Genomic DNA, 23,244 nt, shown 5'->3' with positions numbered 1-23,244 from the left:
CGATGACCAATGAAACGATCGCGCCGGCCGTCGCATCTACCGCCGTGGGAAGAGCCCGCACCGGGGCCCGAGTCGCCCCCGAACGGCTGTCGGAGTCCATCGCCGACGCCATCGGCGTGCACCTGGATTCGGCGGACGTGAAACTCCGCGACCACATCCCGAACTCCCTGACTTTCCTCCAGATGCTGCTGGCGCTGGAGGACGAGTACGGGGTCACCATCGATTACGCGGCGATGGACCCCGGGGTCACGGTCGCTGATTTGGCGGCCGTCATCGACGCCGCCCGGGGTGGCGCTGATGCCGGATCTGCCGCAGGTGCCGCTGCCGGGGCCGATCCCGCTGTAGCGACGGGTGAGTCGGATGACGGCTGTGCCGGCAAAAATGGGGCTGGTCCCGCGGATGCGGTCCCGCTCAATCCAATCCAGACCGCCTACCTGCTCGGCGCGGACGAGGACATCGAGCTTGGTGGCCAAGCGACGTACATCTACGCGGAATCCCGGCACGACTATTCGTTGCCGCAGGTGGAGGAGGCCGTGCGGGCGGTCTTCGGGCGTCACGACGTGCTGTTCCATCGGCTCGACGTCGATGCCGGGGTCTTGAGCCCGACCGGCGTGTGCCTCGCCACCGTCGAGGTAGTCGGGTCCGGCGACGATATCGACGCGGCGGTGGGGGAGATCCGTCGGGACATGCGAACCGCGGCGCGATCGTCGAACGAGGACGGCCCCATGGTCGCCGCGAGGCTGCTCGCAGATGCGGGCGGGTGCAGGATGTTCATCTACTTCAACATGATCGTCATGGATGCGGGTTCGGTGTACCTGTTCTTCGACGAGCTCGAATCCCTGCTGGCCGGGGAGCCGCCGGCTCCGGCTTCCAGATATGGGGATGCCCTGGCGGCGATCTCTGCGCGCCGGCGCGACGGGAAACGGGCCGAGGACCTCGCCTACTGGGAGAAGAAGGCCGCAGATCTGCCGCGGCGTCCGGAGTTCCCGGCGGCCGTGGGGGGTGGCGACGATTGGTCGACCCGGCGCTTGGGCACGGTGCTCGACGCGGAGGTCACCGCCAAGCTCAGCGAACGTGCCCGCCGCATTGGAGTTACCCTGTCGTCGCTGGTGATGGCCGTCAACGCCGCCGTCGTCTGCAGGTGGCTGCCCGAATCCGCGTTGACGGTCAACGTGACTGTCAGCGAACGCAGCGGCCTCGCCGCGGGCACGAGGGTGATGGGAGATTTCACTTCATCGATGCTTGTCGGCGTCGACGCCGGGAGAGCCGCGACCATCGACGGGTTGGCGGAGGCGATCGACCTGGACATCCGCGAAGGGCTGTCCCACCGCTGCGTTTCCGGTGTGGAGGTGCTACAGCGATTCCTCCGGGACGCGGCCAATCAGTCCCAGGCCACCGCTCCGGTGGTGTTCACCAGCTACCTCGGCGGCGAGCGGGGAAGCGGGCGCAGCCCGGTCATCGAACGCGTCTACACGCAAACCGCGCAGGTGTGCCTCGACATCCAGGTGATGCCAGCATCGGGCGGGATGGCGTTGTCGTGGGACGTGGTCGACGATTACTTCCCTGCGGTAGATGCGATGTTCGGAGCCGTTGCGGAGGCCCTGGACGTGGTGGCGGAGGGGGGAGAGGCTCTGCCCATCCGTCATGCGGAGACGGAGAGGGCCGTCGCCCGCTACAACGACGCTGCGGGCCCGATCCACGATGACACCCTGGTTTCGCTTGTCGAAGCCGCATGCGCGGCGACTCCGGATGCGCCGGCCGTGCGCCTCGCCGCCCGTGGCATCTCGTACACCTACGCCGAGGTCTGGGCCAGGGCCGGACGCATCGCCCGCCAACTCTCGGATTCCGGCGTCGGGGCGGGGGATGCGGTGATCGTGCGCTACACCAAGCATCCCGACGACATCGTCAACATGGTCGGCGCATTGCGTGCGGGAGCCGCATTCGTGCCTGTCGACGCGGGCATGCCGGCCCAGCGACAAGAATACGTAGTGGAAGCCTCAGGTGCGGCGGGCCCGATTCTGGACACCGGCGTGATCGATGAACTGGACCAAAGCGGAGTAGAGGGCGTCGGCAAGCCCGCAGCCGCGGAAGTCTGCGACCGCGCGGGCAGCGCGGGTGCGCACTCTTCGCCCGGCACTGCCCCTGACGACCTTGCCTACGTCATCTTCACCTCGGGGACCACGGGCCGGCCAAAGGGTGTGCGGATCAGTCATCGCAACTGTATCAACACCATCCTCGACGTGAACCGGCGGTATGGGGTCACCTCCGCTGATTGCATTATCGGATTGTCGTCGCTGGGATTCGACCTGTCGGTCTACGACGTGTTCGGTGCGTTCGCGGCAGGAGCGACGGTGACGATGGTCGGAGACGAACGCAACGCCGATGAAATCCTCGACGTCTTGCGGGAAGAGCGGGTCACGCTGTGGAACTCCGCGCCCGCCCTGTTGGAGCTCGCCCTGGTCCGGGCGACGGACGACGACGTGTTCCCGGATGTGCGCACCGTATTGCTCAGCGGCGATCGCATCGCAGCGGGGCTTCCGGCGCGCGCCATGGACATGTTCCCGAACGCGTCGATCAATAGCCTGGGCGGTGCGACCGAAGGAAGCATTTGGTCCATCCAGTACCCGCTGCAACGCGACAGCCTGGAAAACCGCATTCCCTACGGGTACCCGCTGGCGAACCAGGGCATCCACGTGCTCGCTCCCGACGGGGTGCATTGCCCCGTCGGGGTGCCGGGGGAAATCCACATCAGCGGCCTCGGCGTCGCGCAGGGGTATGCGGCCGATCCGGAGCGGACCGCTGCCGCCTTCGGGTATGTCCCAGGCATCGGTCGCTGCTACCGGACCGGAGACGTGGGCATGTTCAACGCGGAGGGTTTTGTGGAATTTCTCGGCCGCCGCGATCGTCAGGTGAAAATCGCGGGCTTCCGCGTCGAACTCGGAGAAATCGAATCGGTCCTCGAGCGGTCCGGCCTGGTGACCGCGTCGATGGCGGCGGTCGTCGAATCGGGCGATCGGGGACTACTGGCGTGCCTCTACGTTCCGGTGGACGATATGACCGGCTCGCGGGATGCCGTCCGGGCCGAGCTTGCCCGATGCTTGCCAGCGTACATGGTACCGACGGTCCTGCTGCCGGTGGCGCACCTGCCCGTTACCGTCAACGGGAAACTGGACCAGGAGGAAATTCGTAGGCACGTCGGCGCCGCGGGCGGCGGGGCAACGGCCGATGGCGAGGTCGCCGGGGCGGGGGCCGGAGCCGTGGGCTCGGCTGGTTCCGTCGCCGACCCCGGGGCGATCGAGTTGGTGTCCGGAGTCTTCGACGAGATTCTCGGGGAAGCCCCGTCGACGGGTGCCGCGGATTCGGCGTGCGGCGCGGGAGAGTCCTTCTTCCGCCGCGGCGGCGATTCCCTGCAATTCCAGGTTATGATTCGCGCAATCCGGCAGAAGACGGGAGTCCGGCTCCGTTTCCGCGACGTCATCGTCGACCCGACCATCGCGCACATCGCCGGCCTTGTATCGGAGGCCATGCGGGAATCCGGGGCCGAGTCTGAAGCCGTCGCCGAGGCAGTGCCTTCCCCCGATTGTGCCGTCGGTGCCGGTTCAGCCGCAGGAGGCGCCCGAGAATGCTCCGCGAGTGCCCACGGAAAGGATCCGGTGGAACAATTCGGGGATGACCCCCACGCGCCGTTCCCCTTGACTGACATGCAGAAGGCCTACTACGTTGGCCGGAACTCTGGGTTCGAGCTGGGCGGCGTCACCGAGCACTACTACATCGAATCCGTCACCGAACCCGGCACCGACATCGATCGCCTGGAAGACGCCCTCGACAAGCTAATCCGCAGGCATCCGATGCTGCGCGTCGTGTTCACCGCACAAGCCACGCAGCGGATCCTGCCGGAGGTTCCGCGCTACCGTATTGATGTCGCCGACTACCGGACCGCCGATGAGGCGACCGTGGTCGAGGCGGTGCGGCGCAAGCGCGATGAGCTGAGCCACCAGGTATTCGATCTGGGCAGCTGGCCCTTGTTCCATCTGTCGGCGTTCGCGCTCCCGGACGGGCGGCACCGCCTGTTCTTCAGCGTGGACATGATCATCGGAGACGGGGCGAGCCAGCGGATTTTCATCGACGACCTGGACAAGCTGTACCGAGGAACGGAGCTTCCGCCCGTCACTGGCGACTACCGCACGTACGTCTTGGAGATGAAGCGTCGGGAAGCTTCGGCGGTCGGGCGGGGCGAAGAGACGTTGACTCGGACGGTGGTCGAGGAATTCCCGCCCGGCAACACCCTTCCATCAAGCGGTGCGGCCGCGGACGTGGATGTACCGCGGATGCGTCGCCTGTCGTACACGTTCACCGCTGAGGAAACCGCACTGTTGCGGGAAAGGGCCAGCGCCGCCGACGGCAGCGTGTCCGCACTGCTTCTCGCCTGCTATGCGACGAGCCTGTCGCTGTGGTCGAAGGGGGATTCGGTCGGCATCAACATCACCACGTACAACCGTGATTCCGAAATCGCCGACGTCGCCGGCGTCTTCGGTGATTTCACCGGCGTCATTCTGATGCCTGTAAAAGCGGCCGCCGACCATGATCTCCGTTGGTGGACGGCGGAACTGCGCAACCGGCTGCTCGGGCACATGGCGGCCGGGTACTCCGGGGTGTCGTTGCTCGGCACCATCGCGCGCCACCGGGGTCTGCCCGTCGGACAGGCCATAGCGCCGTTCGTGTACACCTCGTTGCTGTTCGGCGAGGGGGCCGCGGCAGGCGATGGCTCGGGCAAGGATGCCCACGTCCTGGGAGACGTCGATTACGCCATCTCCCAGACTCCGCAGGTGCTGTTGGACAACCAGGTGATGGAGGTCGACGGGCGTATCAACGTCGCCTGGGATTTCGTCGAGCAGATCCTGAAACCGGAACTGGTGGAGGACATCTTCGACCATTACATCAGGTCGGTGTCGGGCTTCGCCGGGGGCTGCTCCGAAGCGGCGCCGCTGAGCGTCGGCCAGGTTCGGCACCTGCGCCTGGCGGTCGGGGGCACTTCTTCCGGCGGTGGGGTGATCGACGACGGCGTCGCGGGCGTGTTATCGGCAGAGCGCGACAGGGCGGGCGCGATCTCGAGGATCGCATCCGGGGACCTGATGGGCCGAGTTCGCGGATACCTGACGGTCATCACTGGGATAGTCCGGGCCGACCTCGGCGGCGCCGAAGCCGGCGCGGACGACAACCTGTTCCTCCTCGGCTACGACTCCCTGGGATTCGTGAAACTGATGCAGCGGATCCAGGACATCACCGGGGCGTCGGTGCCGCTCGCGGAAGCGCTGGCCAAGCCGACGCCACGTGGCGTGGCAGAGCTCGTCGGCCAGTCAACGGCCACGCCGACCGACCGGCGGGACGCGGATGACCCCGGCGCGTCGGCCACGGACCGTTCGCTGGTTCTATTGCGCAGCGGTGATGAGGCGCGCCCGATCTTCCTCGTCCACGGCGGATTCGGCACCGTCGACATCTACCGAGACCTGGCACTCGCGATCCCCGGTGGCGGGCAGGTGTGGGGTGTCGGCTTCGCGGAGTTCGAGAGACCATTCCCCCACGCTATCGGCATCGGCGATATCGCGGCCCACTACTCGGGCCGGGTCCGCGAGGTGCTCGTCGACGGTGCCGCCCCTGCGATCGTTGGATGGAGCCTCGGCGGCACCATCGCGGCCGAGATGGCGCTCCGTTTGGCCGATCTCGATCCTGCGCTGGTGTTTCTCGACAGCCTGGCTCCGGGGATCGCGGTCGACGTCGGGGATTTCGACGCGGAATCCGAAAAGGGGCTGCTGTCCCGGGTGATGCCCTCGATCGCCGATCTCCCGCACGGAACGCCGGTTGCCCGCCTCTGGGCGGAGTTCGGCGGGGTCGACGAGACCGATGAGGAACGAGGGGCCCGCCTGCGTGCCCTGGCCGCAGCGGTCGCACCGACGCTCCTGGAGGACCTTGGGCTTTCCGGCGACCGGGTGACAGCGACGGAGTTCAACTCGCTGCGCTCGCTCATCGATGCCCGCACTCGGTACCGGCCCGAGGGGCGGGTGAGGGAGGCGCTGTTCGTTTTCCCCGATGACGGCGAGGCTCACAACCACGACCAGTGGCGGGACCACCTCGTCGATGACCTCTGCGTCGCCGGCGTCGCGGGAAACCACTATTCGTTCGTCCTCGGAGAGGATGCCGCGCTGACTGGGGCTCTCATCGGGGAGTACATCGAACACCGGCGCCGGGCGCCGGAAACGGACGACAGGGCAGTGGACCCGTCGTCCGATGGAATCGACCGGTCGCGGGACCGGGGAAACGAGATGGAAAGTGACTGATCGACGAAACGGCGGGGAAGCACGGGACCGCGACGCGGGCGAACCTGTGAAAGTGCTGGTGGCCGGAGGTACCGGCGTCACCGGACGGCTCGTCCGGGGGATGCTCGGCGCCGTCGACGGGATCGAGCTGGCCTACACTTCCCGAAAGAAACCGGACGATGGCCCGGGGCGGCACTTCCCGCTGAGGATCGCCGCCGGCCACAACGAGATCTGCAGGGTATTCCGCAAACACGATTGGGTGGTCAACTGCACCGGCCCGTTCGAGGTGCACGCAGACTCACTCGCCCGTGCTTGCATTGACTCAGGCACCGGATACATCGACGTCAACGATTCGATCGACGCCCGCCGCGCAATCATGGCCCTCGACGGGGATGCCCGGCGGGAGGGGGTTCCCGTGCTCACCGGGTTCGGCCTGTGCCCGGGCTTGTCGACGGCACTGTTGATTCTCGGGGCCCGCGCTGCGGGGGTCGAAGAGGTCCGCGATGTGCGGGTCGATCTGCGAATCGGCGCCGACCAGGAATCCGGGGCCGCGTCGGTCGAGTCGATGTTCCGGACCATTCGCGGCGGATACCGCGCGATGCTCGGCGGCGCCATTGTCGAAGTGCGGCGCAACCCGGTGTCGTCGCAAAGCGGAATCGGCTACGAATGCCCGGACGTCGACGTCGTACGCGAGGTGTGCCCCTCGATCCGTGGATATTCCTACCACGTCGCCTTCGATGCCCTCCCCGATGAGTCGGTGGAGAAGATCTGCACGTCGAGATTGTACGCGATGCCCGTTGTATCCGGTTTGCTCGCCCGTCTCGGGTCGGCCGTGACATCGCGGAAGGCGCGGGCGAAGGGCACTCCGCAACCCGCCGAGCTGGTCGTCGCACTGTCGTCCGCCGGCGCGGGCGATGCGGGGCCGTCGGCCGAGACGACCGTCGTCCGGGCGACCGGCCCGGGTTCCTACAAAATGACCGCGGCGATTGCTGCCGCCACCGTTGTGGCGGTCGCGGGGAAGCCGGTCGCGCAGGGGTGCCGGGATCTCGTCGGCCACCCCCGGCTCCTCGAACCGGTCCTCGCCTTCGCCCGCGATGCGGGCATCCATATCGAGGTGCCGCATGACAACCCGACCACGGGGCCGCTGCCGACAGCGGCCCACTGCGATACCAAAGAAAAGGGGAAACGATGACGGAGAAAGCTGAACGAGGTGCGGCGATCGTCGTCCGCAACCTCACGAAGAGCTACCCGATTGCGGGCAAAGCGGGCACCGCGCCCGAAGGCGGTGCAGGTGCCCCGCCGGACGGCGGGCGTAAGGGAAAGCGCGGTGCCCGGATGCGCAAGCATGTGCTCGACGGCGTGAGTTTCACCGTGCCCGCCGGGGCGATCGTGTCGTTCCTCGGCCACAACGGCGCAGGCAAGACCACTCTCATCCGAATCCTGTCGACGCTCATCACCGCAGACTCCGGCGAGGTGAGCATCTTCTCGCGCGATGTGAAAGAGGATCCGGCGGGCGTGCGCGCCGACATTGCCACCACCGGCCAATTCGCGGCGATCGACGAGAACCTCACCGGCCGGGAGAACCTGGAGTTCTTCGGGCGGCTGCGCGGACTCGACCGCGCCGACGCGGCCGCCCGCGCGACGGAACTACTCGCGCAATTCTCGCTCGCAGACAGTGCCTCGACGTTGGTGTCGGCCTATTCGGGTGGCATGCGGCGGCGCCTCGACATCGCCGCGTCGCTGTGCGTCGTGCCCAGGCTGCTGTTCCTCGACGAACCCACGACGGGGTTGGACCCGGTCAGCCGCGAAGAGCTGTGGGGCTTCATCCGGCAGCTGCGGGACGACGGAATGACCCTGGTGCTGACCACCCAGTACCTGGAAGAGGCGGAGGCGCTGGCAGACCACGTCCATCTGCTCAAGGACCGACGCATCGTCGCCAGCGGAACGCCGGAGGAATTGCGCCGCGACTTCGGGTCGCACGTGCTCCGCGTGTCCTTCGCCACCGCCGCCGGGGCGGAGGCGTTCGCCCGCTGCCTCGGGGGAACGTGCCTGGACCGCGCCCGCGTCGCGGGGAAGTCGGTGTCCCTCGACGTCGACCCCGGGCCGCGGATCCTCGAGGCGGTGGCGCGGGCGATGGAGGCCTCGGAAGCGTTGCCGGATTCGCTGAGCGTGTCGCCGCCCACCCTCAACGAGGTGTTCATATCGATGAACGCAGGGGGTGCGGCACGATGAGTGCGACGTCGGTCGCGGCGTTTCTCCGTCGGGATCTGCTGCTGTTGCGACGCAACACCGCGTCGCTGATCTCCATGTTCGTAGTTCCGCCCCTCTTCCTGCTGTGCCTGTACGCGGTGTTTGGGTACTCGGCGGGGCAATCCGGCTTCGGGTACCTGCGTTTCGTGCTCGGCGGCTGCCTGTTCCAGGCGGCGATGTTCACCGCCGCGGCGTCGGCAATGGCGGTGGGACAGGACGTCGAATCCGGGCTTGTTGACCGCGTGCGCGTGTTGCCCGGGGCCACAGGCGGCTATGTCGCCGGCAGGCTCGCCACCGATTTGCTGCGGATGTCCGCGTCGATCGCGGCGCTGCTGGTCGTCGCGTGGGCCTGTGGCCTCGACATGGCTGTCGGTGACGTCGCGTGGACTGTCCTGTGGTCACTGCTCGCCGCAGCGGTCCTGTCCCTGGTCACGGACGGGGTGATCCTGATGGTGCCCGCCCCGGTGTCGACGGCCTCATCGATCCAGGCGCTGGAAATGCTGCTGCTTATGTTCTCCACCGCGTTCATTCCGGCGACCGCTTTGGACGGCTCCCTGCGCGACGTCGTACGTCACATGCCGTTTTCGCCGATGATCGAGGTGATCAGGGCGGCATCCCCGGACGCCTTCCCGGATAGCGCCGGGGAAGAGGCAGCCCTGTGGCTCGGCGTCGCGGTGGTCGCCGGAATCGTCCTGTTCATCCGCCGGTTCACCTCGAGGAGCGAATCATGATCGACGCCGTCTCCGTGCATCTGCGGCGCATCGTCCACATTTGGCTGCGGCGCTCCGACTTCTGGTTCATGACGTTCATTGCTCCGCTCGTGTACCTGTTCATCGTCAACCGCATGTTCGGTGGCCTGGTCAGGCAGCTCACCGGAGAGTTCGAACTCCGGAACGCGGTCATCCTGGTCGTGACGGCGTGGGCGTTCATCCTGGCCATCACGGGATCGTCCACCGTGTTCGTTGAACGCAGCAATGGCTTCCACGAGCGGTTAATCACCATGCCGTCACCGTACGCGGCCGTGCCGGCCGCACGGATTATTGCCGAGTTCATCCGGATCATGGCGATGACGGTCGTCGTCGCGGCGGTGGCCGCCTTGCTGTCCGACGGCCTCCCGGAGGTGTCCTGGTGGTGGAGGATCGCGGTGACCGGCGCGATGGTTGCCGCGGCGGCCGCATGCACCGGCACGTACATCGCGTTCTCCATCACCAGCCCCCAGGGTTCCGTGGCTCTCATCCCGTTAATCATCGTTGCGATGTTCGTCAACACGGTGCTCATGCCCGCCGACCACTTCCGTCCTCTCCTGCGCGGAATCGCCGGGCACACCCCCGTATCCGCGGCCGGCGAGGCCGTCAACGGCACCGGGGCTGCGGGTCTGGTGGTCTGCGCGGCCTGGTTCTTAGGCATCGCCGTGCTCGCGGCGTGGGGCATCGCCGTGAAAATCAGGCCGGGGGAGTCTGCATGACGGGCACGTCCACGGGGGCGGCGCCGCCGATGACGGCCCGCGAACCCGAGCACCTAACCCGAAACCGCCGCGTGGACGCGGCCCACACACCCGGAGACAGAACCAGATGAAGTCGATTGCCCAGATCGTCCAGAACAACCGCAGACTCCTCGCGGCCTACGAGGACAAGGTCCAGCCGAGGTTCCTCAGCCGCTATGCGCGTGAACCGATGGACGCCGCCGCCGTGTATCGGAAGCTCCGTGCGCTGGATCCCGGGCCGGATGCGCCAGCCCGGGTTCTCGACCTCGGTTGCGGAACCGGGTGGCTCGCCCGCATGCTTGCCGCCGAGCCTCGCTATCGCAGGGCGAACATCGTCGGCTACGACCTGTCGCCCAATGCGATCCGCATCGCCCGCGAACGCGCCGCCGTCGAAGGGCTCGGGGCCCGGACGGAATTCCACGTCGCCGACGTCCTCGCGCCGCTCGCGGGAGAGCCCGGCGGGACCGATGAAATCTGGGTGTGCGGCGCGCTCCACCAAATGAAGGATGCGGGTGCTGTGCTCGGCAGGGTCGCCGGGCTGCTCGCCGACGGCGGCATCGCTTACGTGCAGACGTTCGCCGAGGATCCCGACGTGAACGAGCGGGTCGACATGGCCGTCATGGCGAAGATGGGCCACCGGGTGTTCCGGGGCAGCGAGCTCGAGGACCTCGCCGAAGCCAACGGGCTGAAGCTGGGCGGAGCCTCACGCGCCGGCATGGTGTACTTCTGCACTCTCACGAAGAAAAGCACGATCGGGGAGGCGGGCAAGTGAGCGCCGTGGACGGGACCGTAAGCCCGTGGTCGCTGCTCGCCCCGATCCGGACCCGGATGCGTGCGGTGGTCGCGTTATCCGTCCTGTCGTCGGTGGCTACCGTCGCTTCGCTGGTCGGCATCATCGACATCGCGATGACGTACCCGGAGGCCCCGGAGCATCGGACGTGGTTGGCCGTGGCTGTCATCGTCGTCGCCGCAACGGTGCGCATGGCCGCGGACGGCGCCGCCGGTATGCTCTCGCACCGGGCGGATAACGACCTGCAGCTCCACCTCCGGCGCCGGCTGGTCGCCCAAATCCGGAAGTTGCCGCTGGGCTGGCTGGACGCCCGGCGCTCGTCGGGAATCATCGGGTCGGTTGAGAAGGACGTCGCGGCTATCCACCAGCTCATGGGCCACACCGTCGGTGAGACCGTGGTGGCGGTGCTGGTTCCCCTGCTTTCCCTCATCGCGCTCGTCGCGGTGGATTGGCGGATCGCGGCGGTGGCGGTCGTCCCGGTGCTGGTCACCTTCGCCCTGATGGGTGTGATGATTTCGCGCGGAGCCGGTCTTCAGCGCGACTACGAGCGAGCCTCCGAAGGAGTGACGGCCGCGGTCATCGAGTTGGTGCGAGGTATCTCAGTGATGAAGTCCTTCGGACGCGCCAACCAGGGCGCGGGTCGCTACGATGCCGCGGCGCTGTCGTTCGTCCGTGCGTGGTCTGCCTGGTCCCGGCAGTCGAACATCTATCTCGGGGTCATCGACGTGGTGACGTCCCCGATCACAGTCCTCGCAGTGGTGTGCGGGGCCGGCCTCGCTCTGAGGGACGCCGCGGGCGGCCTACCGGAGGGGCTCGTCGCCGGGCTGGTTCTCGGCCTTGGACTCTCCGCGGCGATCGTGCGGGTGGCCATGAACTCCGAACCCATCATCGCGGGGATCGCTGCCCTGAAGTCCATCGCGGAGGTGCTGGGCACGCCGCCGATCGTCGAGCCCGCCGATCCGGTGCCCGTGCGCGGAGGCGCGCTCGAGGCCCGGAACCTGGTCTTCGCCTACGGCGATGGGCCGCGGGTCCTCGACGGGATGTCCGCGACGTTCGAACCGGGGACCCTCACTGCGCTGGTGGGGTCCTCCGGTTCCGGAAAGTCCACCGTCGCCCGGCTGTTGGCGCGTTTCTACGACCCCGTTGAAGGCTCGGTGCTGCTGGGCGGCGCCGATCTTCGCGACATCGCCGTGCGCGACGTGCACCGCTCGGTGTCGGTGGTGTTCCAAGATCCGCAGTTGCTCACGCTGCCGTTGCGGGAGAACATCCGGCTGGCCAGGAGAGACGCCACCGACGGCGAAATCATGGCGGCCGCGAAGCTCGCGAACCTCGATGCGGTCATCGCGGCGCTGCCGAAGGGCCTGGATTCGGTGGTCAACGTCGACGTGACCTTTTCCGGTGGTGAGGCGCAGCGCGTGGCCATCGCGAGGTCGATCGTCACGGACGCGCCGGTGCTCATCTTCGACGAGGCAACCGCTTACGCGGATCCGGCTTCCGAGGCCCTCATCCAGTCCGCAATCGAGCGTTTGGCTCGTTCACGGACGGTGATTGTGATCGCGCACAGGTTGAGCACGATCCGAAACGCCGACCGCATCCTCGTTCTCGATGGGGGAGCGGTCGCGGAGGCGGGTACCCACGACGAGTTGCTTGCGCGCGGTGGCCGCTACCGGGATTTGTGGCGCGCGTTCGCACTCGACGACGAACCATCCGCCCCGCGGGGCACTGAATTAGACGATGAAAAGGCGGGGAACCGATGATTCGGGACTTGTGGTCGATGACGGATCGGCGCTCGAGAATGACGCTGGCGTGGCTCATTGCGTTGGCCGCGCTTGCCGCGCTGGCTCAGGGAGCGGCGTTCGTCGCGCTGCTGCCGCTGCTGTCGGCTCTGGCCGAGGGAGATGATGCGACGGCGTGGCGTTTCACCGGCGTCATCGCCGGCCTCGCGGCCGCCCATGCGGTGCTGTCTCTCGCCGCGGGGACGGTCGGCAGGGCGAATTCCGCAGCGGTGCTGTCGTCCCTGCTGCGTTCCCTGGGCGAACGCGTGCTGACGTTGCCACTCGGGTACGTCACCAAGTCCACGGCCGGCCGCTTTTCGGAGATGGCATCGTCGGGTATCGCGTTCGCGGCGTCCGTGCCGCACGTGATCCTGCGGCCTGTCATCGCCGCGGCGGTTGCGCCGACCGTCATCGCCTTCGGAATTCTGGCGGTGGATTGGCGCGTCGGTTTGGTTCTCGTCGCGTCGGCGCCGGTGATCTTCTTCGCCTACCGGGCCATTGGTCGGGTCGGCGGGGAGTCGGACGAAGCGCATGCTGACGCCGTCGCTGCCGTCTCCGGCAGGCTGATCGAGTTCACCCGCTGCCAGCAGGCGATTCGCGCCGCGGGCGACGGTTCGGCGGCGGACGCGATGGTGGATGAGGCAATCCGGGCCCAACACGATGCGTTCGCGAAGGCGACGTCGACGCAGGGGGCGGCCATCGGACGGCTGGGTTCGGTCGTCCATGCGGTGTTCACGGCGGCGGTGATAGTCGCCGTGGCAGTCGCCGCGACGGGCGGGATGGCGCCGGCGCATTTGGCGCCGATGCTCATCGTGGTCGTCCAGTTCACCGGACCGATCACCACGGCGGGAGCGTTGTCCGGCGGTTTCGGTGCGGGCCGCAACACGTTAGCTGCGTTGCGTGACCTGCAGGCAATCCCCGCCCTTCCCGAACCTGCCGCACCAGAGCTGCCCGACGGGCATGACGTGGAGTTCCGCGGCGTGAGCTTCGGGTACGGGGATAAGAAGGTTCTCGACGGCGTCAGCTTCCGTGCACCTCAGGGAGCGCTGGTTGCCGTAGTAGGACCGTCGGGGGCGGGCAAGACGACGGTCATGCGGCTGCTGTCGCGTTTTCATGATCCGGACTCGGGGGAGGTCCTCATCGGCGGGGTGCCCTTGCCTCGGATCGGCACCGACGGCGTGAACTCGCTGGTGACCCCGGTGTTCCAGGAGACGTTCCTTTTCGACGCGTCCGTGCGGGACAACGTGGTCTTCGCCGACCCCGGATTCGGTTCCGGGCCCGGTGACGGGGACCGCTTGCGCGAGGCCGCCCGGCGTTCCGGGGTGGACCGCATCGTGGAGCTGCTGCCTTCCGGGTGGGATACCCCGGTGGGGGAGGAGGGGACGCTGCTGTCGGGAGGCGAGCGGCAGCGCCTCTCCATCGCCCGGGCGCTTCTGAAGGATTCCCCGGTGGTGCTTCTCGACGAGCCGACGTCCTCGCTGGATGCGGCCACTGAGCGGGCGATCGTCGGTACGATGGAGGCGTTGCGCGGCGATCGCACCGTGATCGTCGTCGCCCATCGCCTGCACACCGTCCGCGATGCCGACCTCATCGTCGTGCTTTCGGAGGACGGGACGGTCGCAGAACGGGGCACGCACGATGAATTGCTGGCGAAGGGCGGCCGCTACGCCGAGTCGTGGGCGTGCCGGACGGGGAGCTCCTCGGGCGCCTGATCCTCATCACCTGGTCGATGCCCTCACGGGCGCCCTGCCGCAGCTTCCCGAATCCCACCGCCAGGCGCTCGGTGGACAGAGCGAAAACGCCGACGAAAACGCCGAGCAGCACGAACACCGACGAGCTATAAAGACTGAAGCTCCCGGGAACGTGAAAATAGCCCCCTTCCCGCTACTGCTACCGCCCGTGAATCTGGTTCTGCGCAATCTCCAGCCCGTGGCTGGCGATTAGCTCCACCGCCTCCGCAGCAGTGGGCAGAGTGAAAGCGAGCTCCTCGCGTTCCTTAGCATTGAAATTACGCAGCACGTAGTCCGCCGGATCTTGGCGGCCCGGAGGACGGCCAATGCCAATACGCACCCGCATGTAGTCCTTCGTGCCCAACGACTTCGTGGTCGAGCGCAGGCCATTGTGGCCATTCTCGCCCCCGCCGCGCTTAAGCCGTACCACGCCTGGGTCCAGGTCCAGCTCATCGTGGACTACCACGACGTCGGTAGGCGCGACGTTGAAGAACTTGGCCAGCGCCGCAATCGGACCACCCGACAGATTCATGTAGGTCCGGGGCTTAGCCAGAATCACCTGTCGCTCGCCGCCATCGGAGGTCTTAAACCGAGTCTGCACAATCTCAGCGTTGGACTTCTTATGCACGCTAAACGACGAAGGCATAGGAGAAGTGCGGCTGGCTAGTTCATCTAGCACCAGATGCCCGACGTTATGGCGGGTGAGTTCATATTTGGGCCCAGGGTTGCCGAGCCCCACGACAAGCAGAGGTGTGGTGGAGGCGTTCATGAGTTCAATCTTGGCACACGGTGCGCGGTCTGTTGGCTTCGGGGAGTTTCAAGAACAAAAAAGGGACGGACCAGAGTGTCCGTCCCTTTTTACTGAGCTGTGGTAGCTAGGCCTGCGAGTTCATAATTACTCAGCAGCCTCTTCCTCAGCCGGCTCATCCGGGGTCTCAGCCTCGCCCATGCCCTCGATGTCGGCATCGACGTCACCAGCCGGCTCTTCCTCCGGCTCGACAATGTTGAAGATGAGCAGGTCAGCGTCGTCGGTGAGGACCAGGCCCTCCGGCAGGGTAACGTCGCCGGCGTGAACCATGGTGCCGACCTCTGCACCCTCGACGGAGACCTCGATCTCTTCCGGAATAGCCAGAACCGGTGCGTTGACCAGAATGGTTTCGGCATCCTGCATGAGCAGGGCGCCCGGAGCGAGCTCGCCAGTCGGAACGACCGGAACCTCAACCTCAACCTTCTCGTCACGGTGAATGGCGAGCAGGTCAGCGTGGTCGATGTCGAGGGTCAGCGGGTTCTGGTCAACAGCCTTGACCATGGACAGCTGGGACTCGCCCTCGATGTTGACGTCCAGAACAGCGTTGACACCGTGGTTACGGATGACAGCGTGGAAATCCAGAGTGTCAACGAGGATGTGCTTCGGGGCATCCAGGTCAGCGCCGTAGATGACAACAGGGATGTCGCCAGCAACGCGGGCACGGCGAGCGGCACCCTTGCCGAACTCGGTGCGGTTACGAGCATCAATCTTGATGATGTTGGGCTTTGCCATGAAAATGGACTCCTAAACGATTCGATACTGAGTCGTCGAGTCGAGCACGTGCCGCATCCATGCCACCGTGGGCGCAAAAGTTGGGCTGCGAGCGTCGCGTCGATAACGGCAACCACCTACTGTGGCCGCCCTCGCCGAGACTTACCGGAGAAATTGTAGTGGACTAACAGGTCAAACAGCAAACCCCGCCACCACCAGCAAAACTAGGTTGCTGGTCGCGGCGGGGTGCCCGTCGGCAAGCGGAAAGAACTTATGCCTGACCCTCGAAGAGGGTGGTGACGGAACCGTTTTCGAAGATCTCGTGGATCGTCTTAGCCAGCAGTGGTGCGATTGGCAGGACGGTCAGGTTGTCCCAGCCCTCGGTGGACTGCGGCAAGGTATCGGTGGTGATGACCTCGCGGGCACCGCACTTCGACAGGCGCTCGCGAGCTGGGTCGGAGAAGACGCCGTGCGTGGTAGCGATGATGACATCCTCAGCGCCAGCCTCACGCAGCACCTTGACAGCGCCGGCGATGGTGCCGCCGGTGTCAATCATGTCGTCGATGAGCAGACAGGTCTTACCGGAGACCTCGCCGACCACGCGGTTGGCGACAACCTGGTTTGCGACATCGACGGAACGGGTCTTGTGAATGAAGGCCAGCGGGGCGTCGCCCAGGGTGTTGGCCCACTTCTCGGAAACCTTCACACGGCCGGCGTCAGGGGAGACCACGACCAGGTTGTCCAGGGAGTAGTTCTTCTTGATGTACTCCGACAGAATCGGCATGGCGTGCATGTGATCGACCGGGCCGTCGAAGAAGCCCTGAATCTGGTCGGTGTGGAGATCCACGGAGACGATGCGGTCAGCGCCTGCGGTCTTGAGCAGATCAGCGACCAGGCGAGCGGAAATCGGCTCACGGCCACGGTGCTTCTTGTCTTGGCGGGCGTATGGGAAGAACGGCAGGATAGCGGTGATGCGCTTGGCCGAACCGCGCTTGAGCGCGTCAATCATAATCAGCTGCTCGATGAGCCACTTGTTCAGCGGTGCCGGGTGCGCCTGCAGTACGAAGGCATCGGAACCGCGGACGGATTCCTCGTAGCGCACGAAGATTTCACCGTTGGCAAAATCACGAGCGGTCATCGGAGTCAGCTCTGTGCCGAGCTCCTTGGCAACTGCCTCGCCCAATTCCGGGTGTGCCCTTCCGGAGAAGAGCATGAGGTTCTTTTGGTTATCGATCCACTGGCCGGTCATCTGCCGTCTAGCCTTCCTGGTCTTCCTTGTTGTTGTCAGCGTTGTCAGCTACCTGCGCCGCCTGCGCTGCCTCAGCAGCAGCGGTACCTGGACGCTTCCGCTCGACCCATCCCTCGATGTTGCGCTGACGGCCACCACTGACCGCCAATGCTCCCGGAGGAACGTCGTCCTTAATAACAGTACCTGCACCTGAGTACGCACCATCACCCACGGTCACCGGAGCGATGAACATGGTGTCGGAGCCGGTGCGAACATGCGAGCCGATAACAGTGCGGTGCTTGTTGACACCGTCGTAGTTCACGAACACGCTGGAGGCACCAATGTTGGAGTGCTCGCCAATCTCCGCATCGCCGACGTAGGTCAGGTGCGGAACCTTCGAACCGTTTCCGATCTGCGCGTTCTTCGCTTCTACGAAGCCGCCGAGCTTCGCGCCGACACCGAGTTTGGTGTTCGGGCGAATGTAGGTGAACGGTCCGACCGTCGCATCCTCGCCGATCTCCGAATCGGAACCGTGTGTACGTACGACGCTGGCGCGCTTGCCGACGACCATGTTGGTCAGTGTCGTGTCCGGTCCCACGGTGGCCCCGTCGCCAATCACGGTCTTGCCGTGCAGCTGCGTGCCCGGCAGAATCGTGACGTCGCGGCCGATTTCCACCTCAACGTCAATCCACGTGGTGTCCGGGTCGACGATAGTGGCGCCCCCGCGCATAGCTGCCTCGCAGGTGCGACGGTTGAGTTCGCGGCCAAGGGTAGCCAGCTGGACGCGGTCATTGACACCGGCGACGACGGTGGCATCGGCGAGGCGGTGACCGCGTACTGAGCGGTCGGCCTCACGGGCGATGCCGATGACATCGGTGAGGTAGAGCTCGCCCTGGGCATTGTTGGTGTCCAGCTGCTTGAGAGCGTTTGCCAGGGTCTCGGCATCAAATGCGTAGACACCGGAGTTGACCTCGGTGATCTCGCGTTCCTCGTCGGAGGCATCCTTTTCCTCCACGATGCGCAGAACTTCGCCGTCGGCGTTGCGAACGATGCGGCCGTAGCCGTGCGGGTTGTCAGCAGTGGAGGTCAGCACAGTCACGGCAGCGCGTGGCTTGCGGTTGTGCTCTTCGAGCAGTGCCTGGAGCGCTTCGGAATCCAGCAGCGGAACATCGGAAGTGGTCACCAGAATGGTGCCATCGAAGTTCTGCAGCTCGGGGTGCTCCAGCGCGCACTGAACAGCGTGGCCGGTACCGTTTTGCTCGTCCTGGTGGGCAATGACGACACCGTTGGAGTGCTCGGTATCCGAAGCCCAAGTCCCGATGGCGTCGATTACCTTTTCGCGCTGGTGGCCAACGACAACAGCAATCTCATCCGGATTAATGCCCTTGGCGGCATAGAGCGCGTGCTCCAACATGGTACGACCGCCGATAGCGTGCAGCATTTTCGGCGTATCGGATTTCATTCGGGTGCCTTGACCCGCGGCGAGAATGACCACAGCGGTGGCCGAACCGTTTGACATGAAACTTGCTACTCCTCGGTCAGGGTGCATCACGGTCACGGCGGGGCGAAAAGTCACTTCTTAATTAAGGGGCCGGCCCCCCGCTTGCTCTCCCACCAGGACTCGAACCTAGAATGCCGGTACCAAAAACCGGAGTGTTGCCATTACACCATGGGAGAATGGGGCAAACGCGAAAAATTGCATGGCTGATTCGACGCTGATTCGACTCAGCCAACTCGCTTGCGCCTGCGATATACGATAGCAAGACTTTAGCCACTAATCTAAAAGCATGGCCTCCAATTCTCCGAGACGACGTATGACCGGTCCACAGCGCAAAGCTCAGCTGACAGAAGTCAGCCGTGGAATCTTTGCCGCCAAGGGGCTTGATGCCGCCTCAATGGAGGAGATCGCTGCCGCAGCTGGGGTATCAAAGCCGGTTGTCTACGAGCATTTCGGTACCAAAGAGCGGCTCTACCAGGCAGTCGTCGACCAGGAGATGAAGACCCTGGAGGCCACGATTAGGGAAGCGTTGTCCCTGGGACGCTCGCGTTACCGCATCGAACAGGCGGTGTTGGCACTGCTGACTTATGTGGAGGAAAACCCGGAGGGATTCTCCATTATTTCTCGCGACCCCGGCGTGGCGGGTGGCTATGAGACGCTGCTGAATAATGCCACTGAGTCGATTACGCCTATCCTTGCCGAGGCTTTCAAACGCGCCGGCTTCGACCCGGCCATGTCGGTGCTCTACGGAAACTGCATGGTCGGTATGGTTTCGCAGACCGCTCGCTGGTGGATGGAGAAGCGCAGTCCGGATAAGGAGACAGTGGCGGCGCACATCGTGAACCTGTGTTGGAACGGGCTGGCCGGCATGGAGGGTTCTCCGACTCTGCATGGCTCCGCTGATGTGCCAGCGGCCGCTGAGGGCGCGAAGTTCGGCGCAGGTGCCGCAGCAGACCCGATGCAGGTGGCGGAGAACGGCTAACCAGCACGCAGGGTGGATCCGGGGTGCATGGTTATATTGGGGCTATGCCAACTTCTGCGTCTTCCTCGGCGAAAGCCACACCCAGCATTCTGCCGAACCCGCTGTCGGGGCTGGAAAGCCTCGTTGTCACGGATCCTCAATTTGTCGGCGTGCTCGGGCGCATCGGCGAAGACGAGCTGGCGCTCACGGGTGCGGACGCGGTGCGTTCGCACCTTATTTACGCCATGTCTACGAAGGTGCCGGTGCTGGTCATCACGGCTACCGGCCGTGAGGCGGAGGACCTGACTGCCGAGGTCAAGTCTATGATCGGCGACCGTGTAGCTATGTTCCCCTCGTGGGAGACGCTCCCGCATGAGAAGCTTTCGCCAGCGGTGGATACCGTGGCGCAGCGTCGTAAGGCGCTTTACGACGTTCGCCGGGGCAAAGTCGACGTTCTGATTGCGGCGGTGCGCTCGTTGGTGCAGCCGATTGTGGACGACCTCGAGGCTGAAGCCAGCGCCCCCATTCACGTCCAACTGGACCGGGACTGCGAGAACCTGGTTGAGCGGCTGGTGCATCACGGCTATTCGCATGTGGACATGGTCGGCAGGCGTGGCCAGTTTGCCGTGCGTGGCGGCATCGTCGATGTTTTCCCTGCGACCGAAGAGCTGCCGGTACGTATCGAGCTCTGGGGTGACGAGGTCACCGACCTGCGCGCCTTTTCCGTCGCTGACCAGCGCACGATCTCTGAGGTAGAGGTCGACCAGCTGGATATCTTCCCGTGTCGTGCACTGCTTATCGACGACGACGTGAAGGCCGCCGCGGAGAAACTCGCCACCACGCGCTCGGGTCAGGTCCAAGAAATGCTCACCCGCATCGGCGATGGCCAGTGGGTGGGGGGCATGGAATCGCTGATTCCGCTGATTAGTCAGCATCCGATGAAGATGCTCACCGAGGTCATGCCGGAGAAAACGCATGTGCTCATGTGCGGGCCGGAGCGCATTCGCTCCCGCGCACAAGACTTGATCAGTGCAGGCGAGGAGTTTATGGCCGCAGCGTGGGAAACTGCTGCGATGGGTGGCTCGGCGCCAATCGCCACGGATGGGCTGGAGCCCAGCGCGTACCGCAGCTTGGCCTCTATCCCGATGCCCACTTCGTGGCATATTTCCCCGCCCGGCATGTTGGAGGCGGGAGTCACCGAAGATGATGTGCTGCCACTGACCTTCGAGCCTGGGCCCGCGCCACGCGGCGACTTAAAGGAAATTGGTCACCTGATGAAGCAGCTGCGCGATGCCACGGTCGCGGGGGAGCGAGTGGCGTACGTGGCGGCGACGCCCGCGGGGGCGCGTCGGCAAGCGGAAAAGTTTAGGGAAGCCGGAATTGCGACGCGCATGGCGGCGGGCCCGGAGTATCCCGAGTCCGGAAGAATTACGGTTTACCAGGGTGTTTTGCACGGTGGCCTGGTGTTCCCGCGAATCCCCGGTGGCGCGCTGACTCTGATTACCGAGCAGGACATCACAGGTAACCGCATCGCGGAAGGCGCGCTTGGTGGGCGCCGCAAGCCGGCGAAGCGCCGTGGTCGGGTGGATCCGCTGGCGCTGAAGGCCGGTGACTATGTCGTGCACGACACGCATGGCATTGGTCGGTTTGTGAAGCTCACTGAGCGCACCATCGGCACGGGCGAGGATCAGGCACGCCGCGAGTACGTGGTGCTCGAGTACGCACCGAGCAAGCGCGGAGGTCCCTCGGACCAGCTCTACGTGCCGATGGAGAGCCTGGATTTGCTGTCGCGCTATGTCGGCGGCGAAAAGCCCACCCTGTCGAAGATGGGCGGGTCGGACTGGAAGTCCACCAAGCGCAAGGCCCGTGGTGCCGTCCGCGAGATTGCGGAAGAGCTGGTCAAGCTCTACGCCGAGCGCCAAGCCGCGCCGGGCCACGCGTTCGCGCCGGATACGCCGTGGCAGCAGGAGATGGAGGATAACTTCCCCTTCACCGAGACTGAGGACCAGCTGCAGGCCATCGACGAAATCAAGTCCGACATGGAAAAACCGGTGCCGATGGACCGTGTGCTCATCGGTGATGTCGGCTACGGTAAGACTGAGGTGGCACTGCGTGCTGCCTTCAAAGCGGTTCAAGATGGCCGTCAGGTGGCAGTGTTGGTGCCGACCACTCTTCTGGCGCAGCAGCACTTGACCACTTTCACCCAGCGTATGGAGGGCTTCCCGGTCACCATCCGTGGACTGTCCCGCTTCACCTCGCCGAAGGACTCCAAGGAGGTCCTCGAAGGGCTGAAGAACGGGACGGTCGACATTGTTATCGGCACGCATCGTCTCCTGCAGACCGGCGTGCAGTGGAAAGAACTCGGCCTGGTCATCGTTGACGAGGAGCAGCGTTTCGGTGTCGAGCACAAGGAACACATCAAGGCGCTACGGCACCACGTCGACGTGCTCACCATGTCCGCAACGCCAATTCCGCGCACGCTCGAAATGTCGATTGCCGGCATCCGCGAGATGAGCCAGATTCTCACCCCGCCGCAGGACCGCCACCCGGTGCTGACATACGTCGGTGCGCAGTCCGACAAGCAGGTCGCCGCTGCTATCAGGCGAGAGCTGCTTCGCGACGGCCAGGTGTTCTACCTGCATAATAAGGTGGAAACCATTGACAAGGTCGCCCAGAATATCCGCAATTTGGTGCCCGAGGCCCGCGTGGTAGTGGCCCACGGTCAGATGGGGGAGGAGCAGCTGGAGCGCACGGTCGATGGCTTCTGGCAGCGCGAGTACGACGTGCTGGTGTGTACCACCATCGTGGAGACCGGCCTGGATATTGCCAACGCCAATACGTTGATTGTGGAAAACGCCCACCATATGGGTCTTTCCCAGCTGCACCAGCTGCGTGGTCGCGTGGGCCGTTCCCGTGAGCGCGCCTATGCCTACTTCCTCTACCCGGAAAATCAGACGCTGACGGAGACTTCCTACGACCGTCTGTCCACGATTGCGCAGAACAATGACTTGGGTGCCGGTATGGCTGTGGCCATGAAGGACCTGGAAATGCGCGGTGCCGGAAATATCCTCGGTGCGGAGCAGTCCGGTCACATTGCCGGTGTCGGCTTCGATATGTACGTCCGACTGGTTGGCGAGGCCGTGGCCGCGCTGAAGGCAGTGGCCGATGGTGAAACTCCGGATGCTTCCGATAACGAACCGAAGGAAGTTCGGATCGATTTGCCGGTCGATGCGAATATTCCGGCCGAATATGTGTCGTCGGAACGCCTGCGTCTAGAGGCGTACCGCAAATTTGCTGCCGCCAGTGCGCTGGACGATATCGACGTAGTGCTCGAAGAGCTCGTTGACCGTTACGGAACCCCACCCATTGAGGTGGAGAGACTGGCGGTTATTTCACGACTTCGAATTATTTGCCGGGAATTCGGCGTGCATGAAGTTCAAGCCATGGGTGCGCACATTAGAATAACCCCTATGGAGCTTGCTGACTCCAAGCAGGTGCGTCTCAAGCGCCTGTATCCACAGGCGACCTATCGTGCGGCAACGCGCACGGTTTCCGTCGGAATGCCGAAGGAAGGGCGAGGGTTGCGGGCAAAACCTGTCCGCGATATTGCATTGGTGCAGTGGGTAGCAGACTTCTTGACATCGATGGCGGGAATTCCACGTATGGATATCTCGCACATGGGAAAGGACTAGAAAC

14 protein-coding genes and 1 tRNA gene are annotated in these 23,244 nt (G+C 65.1%); 10 read left to right on the top strand and 5 right to left on the bottom strand.

What is annotated here, in order from left to right; translation table 11 throughout:
* The first annotated feature begins 2 nt into the window (after positions 1 to 2).
* The 8 genes from CRD20_RS02640 (at position 3) to CRD20_RS02605 (ending at position 14,324) form a co-directional block, all read left to right on the top strand.
* On the top strand, positions 3 to 6,335 hold the full coding sequence (locus CRD20_RS02640; RefSeq protein WP_187404788.1) for a non-ribosomal peptide synthetase: 6,333 nt from the start codon (positions 3 to 5) through the stop codon (positions 6,333 to 6,335).
* Positions 6,328 to 7,506: a saccharopine dehydrogenase gene (locus CRD20_RS02635; protein WP_370545785.1), complete on the top strand. Its 1,179-nt coding sequence runs from the start codon at positions 6,328 to 6,330 to the stop codon at positions 7,504 to 7,506. Before CRD20_RS02640 ends, CRD20_RS02635 begins: the two co-directional genes overlap by 8 nt.
* Entirely contained in the window at positions 7,503 to 8,546 is a 1,044-nt protein-coding gene (locus tag CRD20_RS02630) for an ATP-binding cassette domain-containing protein (RefSeq protein ID WP_016423214.1), read from the top strand. The genes CRD20_RS02635 and CRD20_RS02630 overlap by 4 nt, the downstream gene beginning before the upstream one ends.
* Positions 8,543 to 9,295 carry an ABC transporter permease gene (locus CRD20_RS02625; RefSeq protein ID WP_016423213.1) on the top strand — a complete coding sequence of 251 codons (753 nt, stop codon included), beginning with the start codon at positions 8,543 to 8,545 and terminating at the stop codon, positions 9,293 to 9,295. Before CRD20_RS02630 ends, CRD20_RS02625 begins: the two co-directional genes overlap by 4 nt.
* Positions 9,292 to 10,029, top strand: a complete 738-nt coding sequence (locus CRD20_RS02620; protein WP_048733945.1) for an ABC transporter permease — start codon at positions 9,292 to 9,294, stop codon at positions 10,027 to 10,029. The genes CRD20_RS02625 and CRD20_RS02620 overlap by 4 nt, the downstream gene beginning before the upstream one ends.
* A 106-nt stretch (positions 10,030 to 10,135) precedes the next feature.
* Complete coding sequence (locus tag CRD20_RS02615; RefSeq protein ID WP_069359276.1) at positions 10,136 to 10,819, top strand: trans-aconitate 2-methyltransferase; 684 nt, start codon at positions 10,136 to 10,138, stop codon at positions 10,817 to 10,819.
* Positions 10,816 to 12,594 carry an ABC transporter ATP-binding protein gene (locus tag CRD20_RS02610; protein ID WP_187404786.1) on the top strand — a complete coding sequence of 593 codons (1,779 nt, stop codon included), beginning with the start codon at positions 10,816 to 10,818 and terminating at the stop codon, positions 12,592 to 12,594. The genes CRD20_RS02615 and CRD20_RS02610 overlap by 4 nt, the downstream gene beginning before the upstream one ends.
* Positions 12,591 to 14,324 (top strand): ABC transporter ATP-binding protein, encoded by a 1,734-nt coding sequence (locus CRD20_RS02605; protein WP_187404785.1) that lies wholly within the window; start codon positions 12,591 to 12,593, stop codon positions 14,322 to 14,324. Before CRD20_RS02610 ends, CRD20_RS02605 begins: the two co-directional genes overlap by 4 nt.
* A 178-nt stretch (positions 14,325 to 14,502) precedes the next feature.
* On the opposite strand, the gene pth is transcribed toward CRD20_RS02605, so the two are convergent.
* The 5 genes from pth to CRD20_RS02580 all read right to left on the bottom strand — a co-directional run bounded on the left by pth (position 14,503) and on the right by CRD20_RS02580 (position 18,766).
* Entirely contained in the window at positions 14,503 to 15,111 is a 609-nt protein-coding gene (gene pth / locus CRD20_RS02600; protein ID WP_016423208.1) for an aminoacyl-tRNA hydrolase, read from the bottom strand.
* Between the two features lie 126 nt (positions 15,112 to 15,237).
* Positions 15,238 to 15,882, bottom strand: coding sequence for a 50S ribosomal protein L25/general stress protein Ctc (locus CRD20_RS02595; RefSeq protein WP_049172236.1), 645 nt, complete (start codon positions 15,880 to 15,882; stop codon positions 15,238 to 15,240).
* Positions 15,883 to 16,132: 250 nt separating this feature from the next.
* Positions 16,133 to 17,110 (bottom strand): ribose-phosphate diphosphokinase, encoded by a 978-nt coding sequence (locus tag CRD20_RS02590; protein WP_016423206.1) that lies wholly within the window; start codon positions 17,108 to 17,110, stop codon positions 16,133 to 16,135.
* A 7-nt stretch (positions 17,111 to 17,117) separates the two neighbouring features.
* Positions 17,118 to 18,608, bottom strand: coding sequence for a bifunctional UDP-N-acetylglucosamine diphosphorylase/glucosamine-1-phosphate N-acetyltransferase GlmU (gene glmU, locus CRD20_RS02585; RefSeq protein ID WP_049172238.1), 1,491 nt, complete (start codon positions 18,606 to 18,608; stop codon positions 17,118 to 17,120).
* Between the two features lie 87 nt (positions 18,609 to 18,695).
* Positions 18,696 to 18,766, bottom strand: a tRNA-Gln gene (locus tag CRD20_RS02580).
* A gap of 110 nt (positions 18,767 to 18,876) precedes the next feature.
* Here CRD20_RS02580 and CRD20_RS02575 point away from each other — a divergent pair.
* A complete protein-coding gene (locus CRD20_RS02575) occupies positions 18,877 to 19,569 on the top strand; it encodes a TetR/AcrR family transcriptional regulator (RefSeq protein ID WP_101687444.1) in 693 nt (230 codons plus the stop codon).
* 44 nt (positions 19,570 to 19,613) lie between these two features.
* On the top strand, positions 19,614 to 23,240 hold the full coding sequence (mfd, locus tag CRD20_RS02570; RefSeq protein ID WP_187404784.1) for a transcription-repair coupling factor: 3,627 nt from the start codon (positions 19,614 to 19,616) through the stop codon (positions 23,238 to 23,240).
* The last annotated feature ends 4 nt before the right edge of the window (positions 23,241 to 23,244 follow it).

This window comes from Corynebacterium sp. LK33, assembly GCF_014334955.1.
Lineage (GTDB): Bacteria > Actinomycetota > Actinomycetes > Mycobacteriales > Mycobacteriaceae > Corynebacterium > Corynebacterium jeikeium_D.
Note: the sequence above shows the minus strand (reverse complement) of the source record. Positions and strands in the feature narration are given on the sequence as shown.

What these genes read in the sequence shown, in the direction of transcription:
- pth (WP_016423208.1), bottom strand. Translation starts at nt 15,111, where the DNA reads ATGAACGCCTCCACCACACCTCTGCTTGTCGTGGGGCTCGGCAACCCT.
- glmU (WP_049172238.1), bottom strand. Translation starts at nt 18,608, where the DNA reads ATGTCAAACGGTTCGGCCACCGCTGTGGTCATTCTCGCCGCGGGTCAA.
- CRD20_RS02620 (WP_048733945.1), top strand. Translation starts at nt 9,292, where the DNA reads ATGATCGACGCCGTCTCCGTGCATCTGCGGCGCATCGTCCACATTTGG.
- CRD20_RS02640 (WP_187404788.1), top strand. Translation starts at nt 3, where the DNA reads ATGACCAATGAAACGATCGCGCCGGCCGTCGCATCTACCGCCGTGGGA.
- CRD20_RS02630 (WP_016423214.1), top strand. Translation starts at nt 7,503, where the DNA reads ATGACGGAGAAAGCTGAACGAGGTGCGGCGATCGTCGTCCGCAACCTC.
- CRD20_RS02605 (WP_187404785.1), top strand. Translation starts at nt 12,591, where the DNA reads ATGATTCGGGACTTGTGGTCGATGACGGATCGGCGCTCGAGAATGACG.
- mfd (WP_187404784.1), top strand. Translation starts at nt 19,614, where the DNA reads ATGCCAACTTCTGCGTCTTCCTCGGCGAAAGCCACACCCAGCATTCTG.
- CRD20_RS02590 (WP_016423206.1), bottom strand. Translation starts at nt 17,110, where the DNA reads ATGACCGGCCAGTGGATCGATAACCAAAAGAACCTCATGCTCTTCTCC.
- CRD20_RS02615 (WP_069359276.1), top strand. Translation starts at nt 10,136, where the DNA reads ATGAAGTCGATTGCCCAGATCGTCCAGAACAACCGCAGACTCCTCGCG.
- CRD20_RS02575 (WP_101687444.1), top strand. Translation starts at nt 18,877, where the DNA reads ATGGCCTCCAATTCTCCGAGACGACGTATGACCGGTCCACAGCGCAAA.
- CRD20_RS02595 (WP_049172236.1), bottom strand. Translation starts at nt 15,882, where the DNA reads ATGGCAAAGCCCAACATCATCAAGATTGATGCTCGTAACCGCACCGAG.
- CRD20_RS02625 (WP_016423213.1), top strand. Translation starts at nt 8,543, where the DNA reads ATGAGTGCGACGTCGGTCGCGGCGTTTCTCCGTCGGGATCTGCTGCTG.